We start from the raw sequence: 17,325 nt of genomic DNA on the forward strand, positions 1-17,325 counted from the left end.
TGTCGTGCGGCTCCGCCGACCGGGCCGCGCTTGACAATGTTAACGCCCATCGCGTCTAGTAAACGGTGTAAGCAAACGCCGTAAGCATACGGTGTAAGCAAACGGCGTGAGCTGACGCCGTTCACTGAGTCGAGGGGAACATGCTGGCTCGCTGGGGGGATCTGGTCGCACGGCGCCGATGGCTGATGCTCGTTCTGGGCCTGGCCGTCGTGGTCGTGGGCGCGCTGTGGGGAGGCCGCGTCGGTGACGACCTGAGCGGCGGTGGTTGGGACACGCCGGGAAGTGCCTCCCAGCGGGCGGCACAGCGCATCGAGAAGCAGTTCCCCGACGAACGCACAGATGTCATCGCGGTCTTCAGCGATCCGCACCGCACGGTCGCGGACCCGGCGTTCCGCCGAGCGGTCGAGGAGTCGCTGCACGGGCTGCCGAGCGGGGAGGTGGCCGGCGTGCGAACGTACTGGAGCACCCACTCCCCGGCCTTCGTCTCCCATGACCGCCACAGCACCTTCGCGGCTCTGCGGCTCGACGCGCCCGACGCCGACCAGGCCAAGGAAGTCTTCGGCCGCATCAAGGGCAAGTTCTCCGCCACCGGCGTACGGCTCGGGCTCACCGGTCACGCCGTGGTCATGGACGATGTCAGCACGCTCACCAAGCAGGACACCTCACGCGCTGAGACGCTGTCCGCCCCGCTGCTTCTCCTGCTGCTCGTGCTGATCTTCGGCGGTCTGGCCGCGGCCTCGCTGCCGCTCGCCATCGGTGCGCTGGTGGTCCTGGGGTCCTTCACCGTGCTCCGGATGCTCACCTGGCTCACGGATGTGTCCGTGTTCTCGTTGAACATCGTGACGATGCTGGGCCTCGGCCTGGCCATCGACTACGCGCTGTTCGTGGTGGGCCGCTTCCGGGAGGAGATGGCCGGCGGCCGGCCGACCGCCGAGGCGGTCCGCGAGACCATGGCCACGGCGGGGCGTACCGTCGCGTTCTCCGGGGTCACGGTCGCGGTGTCCATCGGCAGCCTGGTGATCTTCCCGCAGGGTTTCCTGCGTTCCATGGGGTACGGCGGTGTGGCGGCCGTGGTGATCGCCATGGTCGCGTCGCTCACCGTGCTTCCGGCGCTGCTGGCGGTCCTCGGTCCCCGGGTCAACGCCCTGCGTATCCCCCTGCCCGCTGGCCGGCGGCCCAACGAACCTGTGGAGACCGGGCGTTGGTACCGCAGTGCGCGTGCCGTCATGCGTCGGCCGGTGCTGGTGGCCGTCCCCGTCGTCGCCCTGCTGGTCGCCCTGGGGCTGCCCTTCCTGCAGGCGAACTGGGGTGGCGTCACAGAGAAGGTGCTGCCCGAACACACCGGCAGCCGCGTCACCAGCGAGCGCCTGGATGGCGACTTCACCCGCAACCTCGCCTCGCCGATGTCCGTGGTGGTCACCTTCGACGGCGGGCGGCGGGCGGACGGAGCGAGCGCCCAGGCCGAACTCGCCGCCTTCACCGGCCGGTTGTCGCGGCTGCACGGTGCCGAAGGTGCCCAGGTGACGGCCGTGCACGACTCCTCGGCGCTCGTCCAGGTCGGCTACTCGGCGTACCCCATGAGCAAGCAGGCGCGGGACCTGGTCACTCAGGTCCGCGGGGTGCAGCCGCCGGCCCACGCCGAGGTGCTGGTCGGCGGCGCCACCGCCGCACTCGTGGACCAGCTGGACAGCCTGGCCGCGCACCTGCCCTGGATGGCGCTGATCGCCGTACTCGCCACGATGGTGCTGCTGTTCCTGGCCTTCGGCTCGCTCGTCCTGCCCCTTAAGGCTGTGGCGATGAACGCCCTCTCGCTCTTCGCTGCCTTCGGTGTCGTCGTGTGGGTCTTCCAGGAAGGCCACGGGGACGGACTGCTCGGTTTCACCGCGACGGGGACACTCGACGCCAGTCAGCCCATCCTGATGCTGGCGGTGCTGTTCGGTCTGTCCATGGATTACGAGGTGTTCCTTCTGGCCCGCATGCGGGAGCACTGGGACCGTAGCGGTGACGCGATGGAGTCCGTGGCGGTCGGCGTGCAGCGCAGCGCCCGCATCATCACGAGCGCCGCGCTGCTGCTGGTCGTGGTCGTGGCGGCCTTCTCGACCTCCGGGATCAGCTTCGTGAAGATGATCGGCGTCGGTATGGCGGTGGCCATCGTCCTCGACGTCACGGTGGTCCGGCTGCTGCTCATGCCCGCCGTCCTCCGCTTCCTGGGCCGGGCGGCGTGGTGGGCTCCGGCGCCGCTAGTGCGTTGGTGGGACCGGCACGGGGTGCGAGAGGCAGCCGAACCTGAGCCCACGGCTCAGCTCAGCCAGCCCAGCTCCAAAGCCCGCACACCCGCCTGAAAACGGCTCTCCGCCCCCAACTGCTGCATGACTTCCGACGTGACACGGCTCAACGTCCGCAAGGAGATACCCAGGTGCCGAGCTATCTGCTCGTCCTTGATGCCGGTGGCCATCAGCCGGACCACGGTCTGCTGCTGCTCCGTGGCGGCATGGGTCGGCGGCTCCACCCCGTGGTCGGGCGTCACCGGCGAAGCCGCGTGCCAGCAGTACTCGTACAGGGCCGCGTACGACCGCACCAGCGCCGCGCCGCGCGCCAGGATGACGCCCTTCTGCGGCTCGTCCGGGTCGATCGGCAGGACGGCGATACGGCCGTCCGCGACGATGATGTGCAACGGGACCGTCGGGCTCAGCCGCACCTCGCTGCCCAGCGCGAGCAGCTCCTGCAAGTGCTCTTGGACGTAAGGGGCGTTGGCGAAGTGCGACGGGTAGACCGTGCGGACCCGGGACCCGCGTTCGATGTGCACGCGGTCGCGCTCCAGGCCGCAGCGCAGCACCTCGGCCGGTGGCAGCGGGCCGGGGTGCAACGAGGCGACGTCCGTCTGGACCAGGTCGACCAGGTCGTCGAGCAGCCGGTGGATGCGGGCGGTATCCGTGATCACCTCGACCTCGATGCCGGCCCGTTCCTGGTCCACGCTGTGGCGGTACCGGCCGACGAGGCTCTCCACGGCCCACATGCCCCGGTCCAGCCAGTCCATGTGGAGGTTCATGTAGCGCCGCTGCTCCTCCAGCAGGCGCAGCAGCGCCGCCTCGGGGTCGACCAGAGAGACGGAGGAGCCGCCGACGCCGGTGTGCACCAGGCCCAGCTCTCTCAACTCGGTCCAGGCGGAGTCCAGTTCCTCGACACCGACGCCCAGCTCGGCACCGAGCGTGTGGTCGTCGGTCGCACCCCCCGTCCGCACCCATTGGTAGAGGGCCGGTGCGACGGCGCTCTGCTCCACCTTGCCCTGTGGGTCACCAAGTCGTCCCACTCGTATCCCCGTTCCCCCGTGCGTCACTCGAACATCTACACGTTACCGTTTGACCGGCGCGGCAGCGGCCACCGTGCGGGGCACCGGCTCCGCCGGCCGGTGTCTGGCGAATTCCTGCCATGGCGTGCATGCGCAGCCGTAAAACGTGGTCGGTGCGTTTTCGGTCGGGCAGAATAGGAGTGCACGGGGGGTGTGGCCGGTTTCCGGTCGACGGGGCTCCCCGTATCTCTCTCTTTCATTTCACGGGGGCTTTTCTCATGTGTGGCGAGATCGTCATGCTGTCTGCATGTCCGCAGTTCAGGGCCGTGTCGGTGGGTCTTCGACAGTGGTGGCCGACCAAGTGAAACCAGCCACGGAGAAAGAGCGTCGTACAGGGGGGTACGAGTAATGCGTATTGTGCTGTCCGAGCGCGGTTCGGCATGGTGGGATGAATCCGCCGAGCTGGTCAAGAAGGTTTATGCGAACACCTTCGGAGCGCGCGTCGAAGTAAACCCGGAGCAGTTCCTTTCTTACCTGGAGCGGAACGAGGAGACCGGTCGCGAGGAGGTCCTCGCGTGCACCGGCCTCACCCCCGCCGAGGGCGGGCCGCTCTTCCTGGAGAAGTACCTGGACGTCCCGGTGGAGGAGCTGATCGTCGCCGACGGCCAGCCGGTGACGGGCCGTCACGAGATCGTGCAGCTCGGTTCGGTGGCCTCGGTGCGTGCCACCGCCGGCGCGGAGCTGTTCAAGGCGTTGACCGTGGTCCTGTGGGGCCTCGGCTGCCGCTACGCCGTCATGACCTCCACGCAGAGGTCGCTCGCGCTGCAGAAGCGGCTGGGCATCGTCTTCAATCCCATCGGTGAAGCCGACCCGGCCCGGCTGGACCCGGCGGAGCTGGAGGACTGGGGCACCTTCTACGACCAGCGGCCGCTCGTGGTCTACGCAGTGATCGCGGAGCAGACCCAGTCCTTCGTCAACGGCGTCGGCCGGTACCAGTTCGCCTCCATCGACATGCAGTTGATCCCGCGTCGCCCCAAGGAGCTGGCCGGTGTCTGACACTCGCGTCTCGCTGATCGACGGCCTGCTGGCCCGCGCCGACAGCGACGACACCATGGTCGAGGTCCTCTCCCCGACCGGTGGCCCCTCGCTGAGGTGGACCTACCGCCAGGTGATCGGCGCCGCCAAGGTGCTCGCCGACGAAATCGCCGTCCTCGCGGCCCGACTGGGCCGCACGCCGAGGGTCGGCCTGCTGGCCGAGAACTCGGCCGAATGGGTCGTCGCCGACCTCGCGCTGCTCTTCTCGGGCGCCGTCGAGATCCCGGTTCCCACGGCCTTCAGCGCCGAACAGGCGACATCCCTGCTGGCTGGGGCCGACGCGTGCCTCGTGGACAGTCGTGGTGCCGCCAGGCTGGAGGAGTGGGGGACCGAGCGAGTCCTGACAGCCGGCTGCCGTGTCGACGCGGTCGACCTGCCCGCCCTGATCGCCGCGGGGGCGTACCGGGACGAGCGAGTCGCCCACCCCATCGTCTCCTGGGACGAGGACGCCGTCTTCAAGGTGATCCACACCTCGGGGACGACTTCCGCCCCCAAGGGCGTGATGATCCGTAGGCACGGCATCGAGGCCCTCCTGGACTCGCTGCGCCGGCGCAGCGACCCGGAGATCTTCCGGCGCTACCTGTCCATCGTGCCGCTCAGCCTGCTGGTGGAGCAGGTCACCGGTCTGTACATGCCGTTCCTGGCGGGCGGCTCGGTGGCCTTCCTGCCGCCCGGCACGGCACTCGTGGGTACCTCGGGCGACGCCGGGCCGCGCATGCTGTCCCTGCTGCGCTCGGCCCGCCCCACCGCGATGGTGGTGCCGCCGACCATGGCCGCGTTGCTTCTGTCGCTGTGCGACCAGCATCCCGAAGAGGACCTGGTGCAAAGGCACCAGCGGCTGTTCGGGCACGACGGCCCGGTGTTCATCGCCTGCGGCGGAGCGCCGGTGCCGCCCGAGGTGCTCACCCGTCTCCAGGAGTACGGCCTGCCGCTGTACGAGGGCTACGGGCTGAGCGAGAACAGCTCGGTCGTCGCCTGGAACTTCCCGGGCAACGTCCGCATCGGCACGGTCGGCAAGCCGCTCGACCACGTCGAGGTGCGGGTCGCCGACGACGGAGAGCTGCACGTCCGCAGCAGCTCCCTCTTCGCCGGATACACCGTCGAGGACCCCTCCAGCTGCGCCGTCGACGAGGACGGCTGGCTGCACACCGGTGACATCGCCACCATCGACGACGACGGCTACATCCGGATCGTCGGCCGCAAGAAAAACATCATCATCACCGCGGGCGGCCGCAACGTCTCCCCGGAGTTCGTCGAGGCCCAGTACCGGCAGCTCCCCTTCGTCCGGGAAGCCGTCGTCCTCGCGGACGGACTCGACACCGTACGCGGCCTGTTCGTCGTGGACGCGGCCCGCGACGAGGACGTGATCCGCAAGGAGATCACCGACTTCGGGCTGCGGAACCTGTCCGACGTCGAACGGGTCACCGACATCCGCCTCATGCGGGAGGACGACCCCCGCTACCTCACCTGCTTCACCGTGACCGGCCGCCCCAAGCGGCAGGCCGTCCGCGACCTTCTGCTCGCCCAGGACCCCATCGAGGAGCACGTATGAGTACCGCAGTGCACACCGCGCCCTACGGCACCGGGCAGGGCCTCGTCCTGACCCCGGCCGGCCCCGGCTCGGCCGCCGACGTGGACCCGGCCCACCTGCTGAAGCTGCTCGCGGAGTCCGGCTTCCTGCTGCTGCGCGGCTTCGGCGCCGGCATGGACGCCTTCACCGCGCTGGTCAACAACGTCAGCGTCCGTACCACCATCGACCCGGCCCGTGACTTCTACTCCGAGGTCGCCCAGAAGGTCGACGCCGGCACCGGCCCCATCGGCCTGCACACCGAGAACGGCAACAACCCCTTCCGTTCCCACCTCGCCTGGTTCTTCTCCGAGAAGGCCGCCAAGGAGGGCTCGCAGACCACCGTCTGCGACGGCTACCGGGTCTGGGACGCCCTCTCCGACGAGGCAAGGGCCGCCTTCTCGGCCCAGGACATCGTCTACTCCCGCTACGTCGGCGAGCAGCAGTGGCGTGCGATGGCGTTCCACATGATGGAGCAGCGGGTGCCGCTGGAGGAGATCACCTTCGAGCAGCTGCGCGCCCTGGCCGACTCCGTGCCGGGCACCACCGTCGAGCTGCACGAGGACGGCGGCATCACCTACGCCTTCCGCACCCCGGCCGCCGCACCGACTCTCTTCGGTGAGCGGATCGCCTTCGCGAACTCCATCCTCGGCCCCTCGACCAACTACGAGAAGCCGCGCATCACCTTCGCCGACGGCACCGACTTCCCGACCCATCTCATCCTGGAGATCTCGGACGTCACCGACCAGCTCACCGAGAACCTCGACTGGCAGGACGGCGACATCGCCGTCATCGACAACACCCGTGTGATGCACGGCCGTCGAGCCATCCTCGACACCGAGCGGACCATCTACAACGCACTCAGCTACATCGACATGGAGGCGGCAGCGTGACGGCCCAGGCTCTGGAGCGGGTCAACGAACTCGCCCACGTCAACACCTTCCACCCGAACGCCCTGCCCTGGGAGAGAGCCCGCAACGACGCGGAACTCGCCTACCTCTCCCGGGTCTGCTTCGACGAGGAGGGCCACGAACAGGCGGCGGTCGCCTACGCGGTCAAGGAACTCGCCCAGCTCGCCGAGATCGAGCGGCACGTCTCCGCGGTGATGTCCATCGTCCTGTCCGAAGTGCAGGGTCAGGACGACCCGTTCACCGAGGGCCGCGGCCTGCACGACGCGCTGTCCTGCTTCGCCTCCGAAGAGCTCAACCACGCCAACGCCTTCTACCGGTACGTGCGTGAGCTGGGCGGTGTGGACTTCGTCCTGCCGGACAACCTGTTCAACGAGCGGCTCGCCCTCTACCTCGGCGCCGAGTCCCCGTACGTGAAGCTGGCTGCCCTGTGCTGCACCGCGTACATCGGGGAGTCGATCATCACGGTGATCGAGCGGCGCACCCGGGCCTACGACCCGGAGATGTCGTACTTCCTGCCGAAGCTGCTGCACCTGCACAACCTCGACGAGGAGCGGCACGTCCGGACCGACCACTGGGTCATCGACGAGCTGATCCCCTCCTTCGACGAGGAGGAGCAGGCGGCGATGCGGCGCATCGTCGCGGGCACCGAGGAACTCAACGTCCAACTGGCCATGCTCTTCGAGAAGCACGCCAAGGAGACGTTCGGAGTCGACTACACCGAAGGCAACCGGATCCACCAGATGCAGGTGGAGCTGACCATGGCTTTCGGTCGGCTCGCCCTCTCGGGCCCGATCACCAAGCTCGACGACGCCCTCGACGACGAGACCCGTGCCCTGCTGGAGAGGTTCAGCGGCACGACGTCGGTCCACGTCTGACGGTCCACAAACCCACGGTGCCGGGGTCGGTTCACCCCCCGGGCGGCCCCGGCACCGTGCCCGTCCACCCTCACCACCCCCTGGAGCTGTCGTGAAGACCACGATCATCCTGACCTACACCTTCACCCCGGCGTGGCTGGCGCTCCCCCGCGAGGAGCGGAACGCGATGGAGGCCGCGCACATCTTCCCGGTGTTCGCCAAGTACGCCGACCGCGTCTCCGCCCGCTTCTTCGACGCCGAGGCGTTCCACACCGCGTTCTCCGACTTCGCCCTGCTGGAGACCGAGGACCTGAAGGCGTACTACTTCCTCATCGAGGAACTGCGTGACTCGCCGCTCATCGCTCAGGGCTACCTGGTCGTGAACGACATCTTCATGGGCATCGAGGACGGCTTCCAGGCGTTCGAGGCGGCGCAGGCTGGCGGGGACGGGCAGGGCAAGTGACCGTCGTCGACGAGGCACGCGACGCGCGGGCGAAGGGCGGCGCTCCGGCCGGGCGCCGCGCACTGATCGCAAGCGCCCTGCTGGCTCTCTTCCTGGCGGCCGCCGACTCCACGGTCGTGGGCTCGATCCTGCCGACCATGGCACGCACCCTGGGCCACGAGGAGCTGTACCCCTGGCTCGTCTCCGGCTTCCTGCTCTGCAGCATCCTGGCGACCGCGGTCTCGGGAGCCGCGGCGGACAGGTTCGGGGCGCGGGTGTCCATGTGCGTCGCGCTGGGCCTGTTCGCAGCCGGGTCGGCCGGCGCGGCGGTCGCCCCGGGCATGGTCGCGCTGATCGCCGCCCGTGCGGTACAGGGCCTCGGAGCCGGGGCGGTGGTGACGCTGTCGTACGTTCTGGTGGGGCAGGTCTTCGACGCGGCCGGCCGCGCCAAGATGCAGGGACTCCTCTCGGCGGTGTGGGGTCTGGCCGCGGTCGCCGGTCCGGCACTGGGGTCGGCGGCGCAGGCGACGGTCGGCTGGCGCTGGGTGTTCGCCGCGAACCTCCCGCTCGCGCTGGTCGCGGCGCTCGTGGTGGCGCGCCAGGCACCTGGCCGGAGTACGGAGGCGGGGCAGCGCGGACGGGTCGACGTCCCCGCGCTGACGACGTTCTCGGTGGGGCTCACCGCCCTGCTGGTGGTGCTGGTGTCACCGGCGCTTCCCGTCCTCGCGGTAGCCGCTGTGGTCGCGGTAGCCGTCATCGCCCTGCACCTCACCCAGGTCCGACGCGATCCGTCGGTCTCCCTGATCCCGGTCGCCATGGTGACGGACCGGGCGGCACGGGCCGCCGCGCTGGTCTCCATCGGGGCCTCAGTCGTCCTCTACGCCTCCGTCACCCAGCTTCCGCTGGCCCTGACCCGGACGGGCGCGGCCGGTGACGCGGCCGGCGGCATGGTCGTCCTGGTCGCCTCGCTCGGGTGGGTGGCCGGTTCCGCGGTCTGCGCCGGGTTGCTCGGTAAGCACGGTGCCCGCAAGGTGGCTTCGGGCGGCGCGGTGCTGCTCGTCGCCGGCCCCGCCGTCCTGTGCCTGACGCCGCATCCCTCGCTCATCACGGCCGTCGTGGCGCAGCTCCTCGCCGGCCTCGGCACGGGCTTCACCGTCGCCACCGCCCTCGTACAGGCGCAGAACGCCGCGCCCCAGGAGCAGCTCGGCGCGTACACCGGTGCCGTGACCCTCTGCCGCAACATCGGTGCCGCGATCGGCGTGAACCTGATCGCGAGCATCCAGCACGGCGCCGAGGAGGATCTCTCCGGCACCGCTGGCTCGTACCGGCTGGCATTCGCCGTCCTCGCGGTCGCCGGAGTCCTGACGCTTCTCGCGGCACGACGGCTCGGCACGGCCATCCCGCACCCCGCCGACGAGGTGACTCATGGCTGACACATCCACAGACACTGCGGTTCCCCTCCCGCGCCCGGCGGAAGGGGCGCCGCTTTCCCGCACGCGTGCAGAGCGGCCCCGTACCTGGCCCCTCACCCTGCTCCGCACCACATCGCTGCTGTTTCTCTTCGACACCCTGCTCCAGGCGGCGCTGGCCGGCCTGTTCATCACTGGTGACGTGCGCTTCCTCGACCTGCACGCGGCCAATGCACAGCTGCTCGCCACCCTGGCTCTCGTCGAGGCTGTGGCGGCGCTGCTGGTGTGGCGTTCGATGCGGGGTCCGGCCTGGCCCTTCGCGCTCGCGGTCGGACTGGTCGTGCTGGTCGGCGCACAGATGGGGCTGGGCGCGGCCCGGATGCTGGGCGGTCATGTCCCGCTGGCACTCGGCGTGTTCGGGGTCGGCGTGGCGCTGTCCTGCTGGGCGTACACGTACAAGGGCCGGGAGGGCAGGTGACGTCTCGTCGACGATTCCTGGGCCTGAGCGCCGGCGCCACGGCCGGGCTCGCCATACCCGCCGCAGCGGTGGCGTACGAGAAGTGGTCGGGCGAGCGCACCGGAACGGTCCTGTTCAGCAGGATCCGGCCGCCCCGGCAGTTCGCCGTGCCCCTGCCCGTACCGCCACGCGCCCGCCCGACCCGCACCACGGGCGGCACCGACTACTACGACATCACCCAGCGCCAGGGGGCCGTCGAGATCATCCCTGGCCTGAAGACGACCGTCTGGGGCTACGACGGCATCTTCCCCGGCCCCACCTTCACCGCCCGCTCGGGGCGCAGGGTGGAGGTACGGGTCCTCAACAAGCTGTCCGTGCCCACCTCCCTGCACCTGCACGGGGGCGTGACCCCGCCGCACTCCGACGGCTACCCGACCGACGTGCTGGTGCCCGCGCGGTGCGGCGCCGAGTTCAGGACGCGGGGCATGACCCACGGCATGGGCGGCATGCACGCCCCCGCCTCCGACTGGACGGTCTCGGAGGGCTACAAGACCTACGAGTACCCGATGAACCAGCGCGCCGCGACGCTCTGGTACCACGACCACCGCATGGACTTCAGCGCCCCGCAGGTCTGGCGCGGTCTCGCCGGGATGTTCCTCGTCCACGACCGCGAGGAGGACGCTCTGCCGCTGCCCGGCGGCGAGCGGGACATCCCCCTGATGATCTGCGACCGCTCCTTCGAGGAGGACGGCTCCTTCCGCTACCCGGGCCACTCGCTCACGTGCACCGGCACCCCCGGCGTCGAGGACGCCTACATGGACGGCGTCCTCGGCGACGTACAACTGGTGAACGGCGCCCCCTGGCCCGAGGCCGAGGTCTCCGCGTCCCGACACCGACTGCGGCTGCTGAACGCCTCCAACGCCCGCCGCTACCACCTGGTGCTGGAACGGGAGCACGGCGGAACTCTCCCGTTCGTGCAGATCGGGGGTGACGGCGGTCTGCTGGCCACGCCCCAGCGTCTGGGCGGCATCCCTATGGCTCCGGCAGAACGCTTCGACGTGGTCGTGGACCTCACCGACTGCCCCGTGGGCAGCCACGTCACCCTGGTCAACACCCTGGCGGACGGCCGTATGCGCCAGGTCATGCGCTTCCGTATCGCCCGTAAGGAGAAGGACCACAGCCACGTACCCGCCCGCCTCTCCAGGTACGCGGCCCTGCACCCGGCGTCCGCCGTCGCCATCCGGCACTTCGACTTCCGCCGCTCCGACGACGCGTGGACCATCAACGGCCGCCCCTTCAGCACCTCGGAGATCCTGGCCCGGCCGCGCCTGGACACCGTCGAACGCTGGCGTTTCACCAGCGACTTCCACCACCCCGTGCATCTGCACCTGGCCCACTTCCAGGTCCTGTCCCGCGGCGGACGCGCGCCCGAACCCACCGACGCCGGCTGGAAGGACACGGTCGACGTCCGCCCGTACGAGGTCGTCGACGTACTGGTCCGCTTCCGCGGCCACCGCGGCCGGTACATGCTGCACTGCCACAACCTGGAGCACGAGGACATGGCGATGATGGCCAACTTCCAAGTGGTGTGATGTCACCGCAGGGCGACTCTGCGGCATCGGTGCCGCCGACGTGCCCCGCATCCTCGTCCGGCCGTGGGTCCCCAGCCGGGCGGCACGGCCTCCTCACGGAGTTGCGCGGGTGCTCCGGGCGGGGCGAGGGTGTCCGGAGCGGTTCCCGCCCGGTCGGTGAGGAATGCCCGTCCTGAGCCATGGCTTCGGGCCACCGACTGCAGTCGTGCAGCAGCGCCACGAGCGCCTGCTAGCCATGCGCGAGAAGCGCAGGCTCATCACAGACGCCGACGTCGAAGCGGCGATCGAGGAGGTGGACACCAGTGGACTCGTCCCGCTCCTCGAGGAGTTCGTCCACCTCCCACGCGGCCGACACCGCACCCTGCACCTCAGAAGCCTCCTGATCGGCCTTCACCTGTGCACCCAGGACACCGGCGGCAAGATCGTCCTGGAACGGGTCACCGACATCCTGTACTTCCGCATCACCCCGCAGCTGCGCACGCTGCTGGAAATCCCCGAGTACGAGGACCACGACAAGGGGTTCGAAGCGGCCTACGCCGTCGTCCGCCGGCTCTTCCACGCGATGAAGGACGCGATGAACCCATCCCCACTGCCGCCGAATGGGCATCTCTCACGAGAGGAAGCCCACGACCAGACGGCGGCAGCGGACGTCGATGATCTCGCCGAACGGGAGCGGCGACTGGCCCTGTTCACCGAGTTCCTGCTCGACGCCTCCGTACGGCCTCTCCACAGCCTGCTGAGCGAGCTGGCAGAGGTCTCCTTGGGCGTGGACGCCACACCCGTCCGCACGTTCTCTCGCGGCCGCCGCACGAACGGGCCGGAGCTCGCCACCGACCCGGACGCCGGCTGGTACGTACGCGAAGGCGACCACCGGGACCCCGACGCGCCCGTCGCCGACTCCATGCGCCCCGCCCCAGCACCCACCAAGAAGGGCAAGGCCAGGCCCCCAATGCGCGAGAAGAAGCCCTCGCTCAAGAAGAAGTACCTCTTCGGCTACGAAGCCCACCTCATCGTGACCCGGGACGCCGAACACGACGCCGTACTCCTCGACGACGGCACGCCGAACCCCGAGGTCCTCCCCGCCCTCGTCCTCGGCGCCGCCCTCGACAAGCCCGGTTATCGCCCGGCGTACAACGGCCTGAAAATCCTCAACCGACTCCGGGAGCGTGGATACAAACCCGGATTCCTCGCCGGCGACCAACAACTCCGAGCCCGACGAATGGCAGCTCCCCGTCCGAGCCATGGGCTACAAACCCGTCTACGACTACCGGGCCGACCAGCTCGGCAAGCAAGGCGGAACAGACGGCGCGATCCTCGTCGAGGGCCGCTGGTACTGCCCATCCATGCCCCAGCCCCTCATCACCGCCACCATCGACCTGCACGCGGACCGCATCGACCGCGAGACCTGGGTCCGGCTGATCGCGGCACGCCGCGGCTATCGCCTGATGCCCAAGGAGAACACCGACGCCGACGGCTACCAGCGGATGATGTGCCCCGCGGAGGCAGGCAAGGCCCAGTGCCCCATCAAACCCCGCACCATGGGCCGCGGCATCCATCTCCCCCTGGTCGACCCGGAACCCAGCCCGGTCGGCCCGCTGAAGGTCTGCCGCCAGCGCACCATCACCATCAGCCCCGAGACCGGCGCCAAGCACTGGCAGGCGCTGGAGTACGGCGGCCCGGAATGGCAGAAGGTCTACTTCCGTCTTCGCAACAGCGTCGAGGGCTACAACGGCTACGCCAAGAACCCGCTCGCCGAGGGCATCGAGTCGGCCGGCTCCCGCCGCATCCGCGGCATCGCAGCGCAAACGATCCTGCTCGCCTTCCAGCTGGCCCACGCCAACCGCCGCAAGATCAAGAAGTGGCTGGACACTCTGTCGCTCGGCGGCGAGCGACCACGCCGGCGCACCCACCATCGCCGTCAGACGAAAGAACCCAAGACCTGGACCCCGACCGGGCACCTCACACCCGCCGCCGCCTAGCCGGGCAAGCCCCCAGGTAACAGCACGACATCACTTGAAGAAAAGCCGTAGACCCCATCGGTGAGATGGCTCACCGATGGGGTCTCCTACGTCCGTCCCCAGACTGTGCGATCCCTCACAAACCCGGACACAACGAGAAACGGGCCCCCGCCGTGACTTCCGTCACCGGCAGAGACCCGTTTCTTCGGTTTCTCTGTGTGCGCGAGGGGGGAGTTGAACCCCCACGCCCTTGCGGGCACTGGAACCTGAATCCAGCGCGTCTGCCTATTCCGCCACCCGCGCATTGGGTGTGTCCTCCGGCTCCGTCCCTCTCGGGGCGGCCCCTTCCGACACGCAGAACATTAGCACGCCGTACGGGGTGGGTTCACATCCGTTCCCGGCCGCCCGGCACCGCCCCGTACCCGGCCACGTTTCAGAGAGTCCCAGTTCACGTATCAACCTCGTACCGGTCACGGGCATCTCCCCAGGAGACGGACCGGGACCACAGCACGGTGCGGGACACTGGTCAGTGCCCGCCTCTACGATCCTTGTCTGGAGGAGTTCGAAGGGGAGCTGCTCGGGGAACCGGCTGATTGCCGGGCGCGTAGATACGATCAGTAAGCAGTACCGGGCAAGACAGCGGCACAGAGCAGGGCAAGGAAGCAGCGTCAGCGACGGAGGAGGTGCCCCATGGGAGTCCTGAAGAAGTTCGAGCAGCGTCTCGAAGGTCTGGTCAACGGCACCTTCGCCAAGGTCTTCAAGTCCGAGGTCCAGCCGGTCGAGATCGCCGGTGCGCTCCAGCGGGAGTGCGACAACAACGCCACCATCTGGAACCGGGACCGCACCGTGGTCCCCAACGACTTCATCGTGGAGCTGAGCGCGCCGGACTTCGAGCGCCTGAGCCCCTACTCCGGGCAGCTCGGCGACGAGCTGGCCGGCATGGTGCGCGACTACGCCAAGCAGCAGCGCTACACCTTCATGGGCCCGATCAAGGTCAACCTGGAGAAGGCGGACGACCTCGACACCGGCCTGTACCGGGTGCGCTCGCGCACCCTCGCCTCCTCCGCCAGCCAGCAGGGCGCGGCCCCCGCGGCTCCGGCCGGCCGCCCCGGCCAGGGAGGCTACGGCTACCCGCCCGCCGCTCCCGCCGGACCGCCTCCGATGCCGTCCGCGCCGCCGCCCGGTGCCCGGCCCGGCGGCTACGGCTACCCTCAGCCCGCCCCGCAGCGGCCCTCGGCCGCCCCGGCGAGCGGCGGGCGCACCCGCCACTGGATCGAGATCAACGGCAACCGCCACCAGATCTCCCGCCCGACGCTGGTGCTGGGCCGCAGCACCGACGCCGACGTGCGGATCGACGACCCCGGCGTCTCCCGCCGGCACTGCGAGATCCGGACCGGAACGCCCTCGACGATCCAGGATCTCGGCTCCACCAACGGCATCGTGGTGGACGGGCAGCACACCACCCGCGCTACGCTCCGCGACGGCTCGCGGATCGTCGTGGGCAGCACCACCATCATTTACCGGCAAGCCGAAGGGTGAAGCGGGGGCAATGTCAGAGCTGACCCTCACGGTCATGCGGCTGGGTTTCCTGGCCGTACTGTGGCTGTTCGTGATCGTGGCCGTGCAGGTCATCCGGAGCGACCTGTTCGGTACGCGTGTCACCCAGCGCGGGTCGCGTAGGGAGGCCACGCGTCCGCAGCAGGCGGCCCGGCAGCAGTCCGCGCCCCCGCAGCAGCGCGGCCAGCAGGGTGGCGGCGGCAGGCGGGGCCGCAACGCCCCCACCAAGCTGGTTGTGACCGAAGGCACACTGACCGGCACCACCGTCGCACTGCAGGGCCAGACCGTCACCCTGGGCCGGGCACACGACTCCACGATCGTGCTGGACGACGACTACGCCTCCAGCCGCCATGCCAGGATCTACCCGGACCGCGACGGCCAGTGGATCGTCGAGGATCTCGGCTCCACCAACGGCACCTATCTGGACCGGTCCCGGCTGACGACCCCCACACCGATCCCGCTGGGCGCGCCGATCCGCATCGGCAAAACCGTCATCGAGCTGCGGAAGTAGTACGACAATGAGCGAGCGGAGCGAGCACGCAGCGGCAGGCCGCACCCCGGTCTCCGGCGCGCTCCCGACCGGAGGGTGGGCAGTGTGGCTCGACACGACCGGCTGTACCCGGAGCCGACTGGCGAGGTGCGCATGAGTCTGTCACTGCGCTTCGCCGCCGGATCGCACAAGGGCATGATCCGGGAGGGCAACGAGGACTCCGGTTACGCCGGTCCGCGCCTGCTCGCCATCGCCGACGGCATGGGCGGCCAGGCGGCCGGCGAGGTCGCCTCCTCCGAGGTCATCTCCACCCTGGTCACGCTCGACGACGACGTGCCCGGCTCCGACATCCTCACCTCCCTCGGCACCGCCGTGCAGCGCGCCAACGACCAGCTGCGCGCCATGGTCGAGGAGGACCCCCAGCTCGAGGGCATGGGCACCACCCTCACCGCCCTGCTGTGGACCGGGCAGCGGCTCGGTCTCGTGCACGTGGGCGACTCGCGGGCGTACCTGCTGCGCGACGGGGTGCTGACCCAGATCACCCAGGACCACACCTGGGTGCAGCGGCTCGTCGACGAGGGCCGGATCACCGAGGAAGAGGCCACCACCCACCCGCAGCGCTCCCTGCTGATGCGCGCCCTCGGCAGCGGCGACCACGTCGAACCCGACCTGTCGATCCGCGAGGTCCGGGCCGGCGACCGCTACCTGATCTGCTCCGACGGACTCTCCGGCGTCGTCTCCCACCAGACGATGGAGGAGACCCTCGCCAGCTACCAGGGCCCGCAGGAGACCGTGCAGGAGCTGATCCAGCTCGCGCTGCGCGGCGGCGGCCCCGACAACATCACCGTCATCGTCGCCGACGTCCTCGACCTGGACACCGGGGACACCCTCGCCGGGCAGCTGTCCGACACCCCGGTGGTGGTCGGCGCCGTCGCCGAGAACCAGCACCACCTGCACGACAACGGCATCATGCAGACCCCGGCCGGCCGCGCCTCCCACCTCGGCCGCCAGGGCCACGGACAGGGCGGCGGCGAGTTCGGCCCGCCCGGCTCCGGCGACACCGGCTACATCCCGGCCGGAAGCTTCGGCGACTACACCGACGAGGACTTCGTCAAGCCGCGCAAGGGCCGCAAGTGGCTGAAGCGGTCCCTCTACGGCGGCCTGGCCCTCGCGGTCATCGGCGGCGGCCTGTACAGCGGTTATCGCTGGACACAGACGCAGTACTACGTCGGCACCAGCGGCGAGCACGTGGCGCTGTACCGCGGCATCAGCCAGGACCTGGCGTGGGTGTCGCTCTCGGAGGTGGAGAAGGACCACCCCGAGATCGAACTCAAGTACCTGCCGCCCTACCAGCAGAAGCAGGTCAAGAACACGATCGCGGCAGGTGGTCTGCAGCAGGCCCAGACGAAGATCGAGGCACTGTCCGTGCAGGCCTCCGCGTGCAAGAAGCAGGCGGAACGCACGGCAGCGGAGACCGAGAAGAACGCCAAGACGGGCCAGGGCGAGGCCGGAGGCACCACGGGAACCACCCGTACCTCCCTCACGTCCAAGGCATCACCGACGCCGAACCCGTCGGCCTCCACGACGTCTCCGAAGTCCAAGTCCCCGACCCCGTCCGCGACCGCCACGCCCAATCCCGGCCCGAGCCTCTCCGAGGATGAGCAGAAGGTCGTCGATCAGTGCGGCAAGCAGTAAAGCCGTGAG

Annotated in this window: 16 protein-coding genes and 1 tRNA gene; 13 read left to right on the forward strand and 4 right to left on the reverse strand. The window is 69.6% G+C overall.

Annotated elements, in window-relative coordinates:
- The first annotated feature begins 140 nt into the window (after window positions 1-140).
- The gene (locus tag ACWC5O_RS27990; protein WP_450589949.1) at window positions 141-2,342 is read left to right on the forward strand and encodes an MMPL family transporter; all 2,202 of its coding nucleotides are present in this window, start codon (window positions 141-143) and stop codon (window positions 2,340-2,342) included.
- Here ACWC5O_RS27990 and ACWC5O_RS27995 read toward each other — a convergent pair.
- The gene (locus ACWC5O_RS27995) at window positions 2,300-3,310 is read right to left on the reverse strand and encodes a LuxR C-terminal-related transcriptional regulator (RefSeq protein WP_450589948.1); all 1,011 of its coding nucleotides are present in this window, start codon (window positions 3,308-3,310) and stop codon (window positions 2,300-2,302) included. The two genes, ACWC5O_RS27990 and ACWC5O_RS27995, sit on opposite strands and share 43 nt — an antisense overlap.
- Window positions 3,311-3,697: 387 nt before the next feature.
- On the opposite strand from ACWC5O_RS27995, the gene ACWC5O_RS28000 reads away from it, so the two are divergent.
- The 8 genes from ACWC5O_RS28000 (at window position 3,698) to ACWC5O_RS28035 (ending at window position 11,616) form a co-directional block, all read left to right on the forward strand.
- On the forward strand, window positions 3,698-4,345 hold the full coding sequence (locus tag ACWC5O_RS28000) for a thermostable hemolysin (protein WP_450589947.1): 648 nt from the start codon (window positions 3,698-3,700) through the stop codon (window positions 4,343-4,345).
- Window positions 4,338-5,936 carry an AMP-binding protein gene (locus ACWC5O_RS28005; protein ID WP_450589946.1) on the forward strand — a complete coding sequence of 533 codons (1,599 nt, stop codon included), beginning with the start codon at window positions 4,338-4,340 and terminating at the stop codon, window positions 5,934-5,936. Before ACWC5O_RS28000 ends, ACWC5O_RS28005 begins: the two co-directional genes overlap by 8 nt.
- Window positions 5,933-6,844: a TauD/TfdA family dioxygenase gene (locus ACWC5O_RS28010; protein WP_450589945.1), complete on the forward strand. Its 912-nt coding sequence runs from the start codon at window positions 5,933-5,935 to the stop codon at window positions 6,842-6,844. Before ACWC5O_RS28005 ends, ACWC5O_RS28010 begins: the two co-directional genes overlap by 4 nt.
- A complete protein-coding gene (locus ACWC5O_RS28015; protein ID WP_450589944.1) occupies window positions 6,841-7,737 on the forward strand; it encodes a diiron oxygenase in 897 nt (298 codons plus the stop codon). Before ACWC5O_RS28010 ends, ACWC5O_RS28015 begins: the two co-directional genes overlap by 4 nt.
- 91 nt (window positions 7,738-7,828) lie before the next feature.
- The gene (locus tag ACWC5O_RS28020; protein WP_450589943.1) at window positions 7,829-8,179 is read left to right on the forward strand and encodes a darcynin family protein; all 351 of its coding nucleotides are present in this window, start codon (window positions 7,829-7,831) and stop codon (window positions 8,177-8,179) included.
- Window positions 8,176-9,591 (forward strand): MFS transporter, encoded by a 1,416-nt coding sequence (locus tag ACWC5O_RS28025; protein WP_450589942.1) that lies wholly within the window; start codon window positions 8,176-8,178, stop codon window positions 9,589-9,591. The genes ACWC5O_RS28020 and ACWC5O_RS28025 overlap by 4 nt, the downstream gene beginning before the upstream one ends.
- Window positions 9,584-10,045 carry a hypothetical protein gene (locus ACWC5O_RS28030; protein ID WP_450589941.1) on the forward strand — a complete coding sequence of 154 codons (462 nt, stop codon included), beginning with the start codon at window positions 9,584-9,586 and terminating at the stop codon, window positions 10,043-10,045. The genes ACWC5O_RS28025 and ACWC5O_RS28030 overlap by 8 nt, the downstream gene beginning before the upstream one ends.
- The gene (locus ACWC5O_RS28035) at window positions 10,042-11,616 is read left to right on the forward strand and encodes a multicopper oxidase family protein (RefSeq protein ID WP_450589940.1); all 1,575 of its coding nucleotides are present in this window, start codon (window positions 10,042-10,044) and stop codon (window positions 11,614-11,616) included. The genes ACWC5O_RS28030 and ACWC5O_RS28035 overlap by 4 nt, the downstream gene beginning before the upstream one ends.
- A 229-nt stretch (window positions 11,617-11,845) precedes the next feature.
- Here ACWC5O_RS28035 and ACWC5O_RS28040 read toward each other — a convergent pair whose 3' ends face one another.
- On the reverse strand, window positions 11,846-12,175 hold the full coding sequence (locus tag ACWC5O_RS28040) for a hypothetical protein (protein ID WP_450589939.1): 330 nt from the start codon (window positions 12,173-12,175) through the stop codon (window positions 11,846-11,848).
- Window positions 12,176-12,226: 51 nt separating this feature from the next.
- Window positions 12,227-12,817 (reverse strand): hypothetical protein, encoded by a 591-nt coding sequence (locus ACWC5O_RS28045; protein ID WP_450589938.1) that lies wholly within the window; start codon window positions 12,815-12,817, stop codon window positions 12,227-12,229.
- A 40-nt stretch (window positions 12,818-12,857) separates the two neighbouring features.
- On the opposite strand from ACWC5O_RS28045, the gene ACWC5O_RS28050 reads away from it, so the two are divergent.
- Entirely contained in the window at window positions 12,858-13,595 is a 738-nt protein-coding gene (locus ACWC5O_RS28050; RefSeq protein ID WP_450589937.1) for a hypothetical protein, read from the forward strand.
- A 198-nt stretch (window positions 13,596-13,793) separates the two neighbouring features.
- Here the strand turns inward: ACWC5O_RS28050 and ACWC5O_RS28055 are convergent.
- Window positions 13,794-13,877 (reverse strand) — tRNA-Leu (locus ACWC5O_RS28055).
- A gap of 387 nt (window positions 13,878-14,264) precedes the next feature.
- Between ACWC5O_RS28055 and ACWC5O_RS28060 the strand changes: the two genes are divergently transcribed.
- The 3 genes from ACWC5O_RS28060 (at window position 14,265) to ACWC5O_RS28070 (ending at window position 17,316) form a co-directional block, all read left to right on the forward strand.
- Complete coding sequence (locus ACWC5O_RS28060; protein ID WP_450589936.1) at window positions 14,265-15,113, forward strand: FhaA domain-containing protein; 849 nt, start codon at window positions 14,265-14,267, stop codon at window positions 15,111-15,113.
- A 10-nt stretch (window positions 15,114-15,123) separates the two neighbouring features.
- Window positions 15,124-15,642, forward strand: coding sequence for an FHA domain-containing protein FhaB/FipA (locus ACWC5O_RS28065; protein ID WP_450589935.1), 519 nt, complete (start codon window positions 15,124-15,126; stop codon window positions 15,640-15,642).
- Between the two features lie 132 nt (window positions 15,643-15,774).
- The gene (locus ACWC5O_RS28070; RefSeq protein ID WP_390771189.1) at window positions 15,775-17,316 is read left to right on the forward strand and encodes a Stp1/IreP family PP2C-type Ser/Thr phosphatase; all 1,542 of its coding nucleotides are present in this window, start codon (window positions 15,775-15,777) and stop codon (window positions 17,314-17,316) included.
- Window positions 17,317-17,325 lie beyond the last annotated feature (9 nt).

The sequence above is a fragment of the Streptomyces sp. NPDC001450 genome (assembly GCF_053597295.1).

Bases quoted from the DNA above. Each gene is read 5' to 3' on its own strand.
- ACWC5O_RS27990 (WP_450589949.1), top strand. From the start codon at position 141: ATGCTGGCTCGCTGGGGGGATCTGGTCGCACGGCGCCGATGGCTGATG.
- ACWC5O_RS28000 (WP_450589947.1), top strand. From the start codon at position 3,698: ATGCGTATTGTGCTGTCCGAGCGCGGTTCGGCATGGTGGGATGAATCC.
- ACWC5O_RS28010 (WP_450589945.1), top strand. From the start codon at position 5,933: ATGAGTACCGCAGTGCACACCGCGCCCTACGGCACCGGGCAGGGCCTC.
- ACWC5O_RS28030 (WP_450589941.1), top strand. From the start codon at position 9,584: ATGGCTGACACATCCACAGACACTGCGGTTCCCCTCCCGCGCCCGGCG.
- ACWC5O_RS28050 (WP_450589937.1), top strand. From the start codon at position 12,858: ATGGGCTACAAACCCGTCTACGACTACCGGGCCGACCAGCTCGGCAAG.
- ACWC5O_RS28060 (WP_450589936.1), top strand. From the start codon at position 14,265: ATGGGAGTCCTGAAGAAGTTCGAGCAGCGTCTCGAAGGTCTGGTCAAC.
- ACWC5O_RS28065 (WP_450589935.1), top strand. From the start codon at position 15,124: ATGTCAGAGCTGACCCTCACGGTCATGCGGCTGGGTTTCCTGGCCGTA.
- ACWC5O_RS28070 (WP_390771189.1), top strand. From the start codon at position 15,775: ATGAGTCTGTCACTGCGCTTCGCCGCCGGATCGCACAAGGGCATGATC.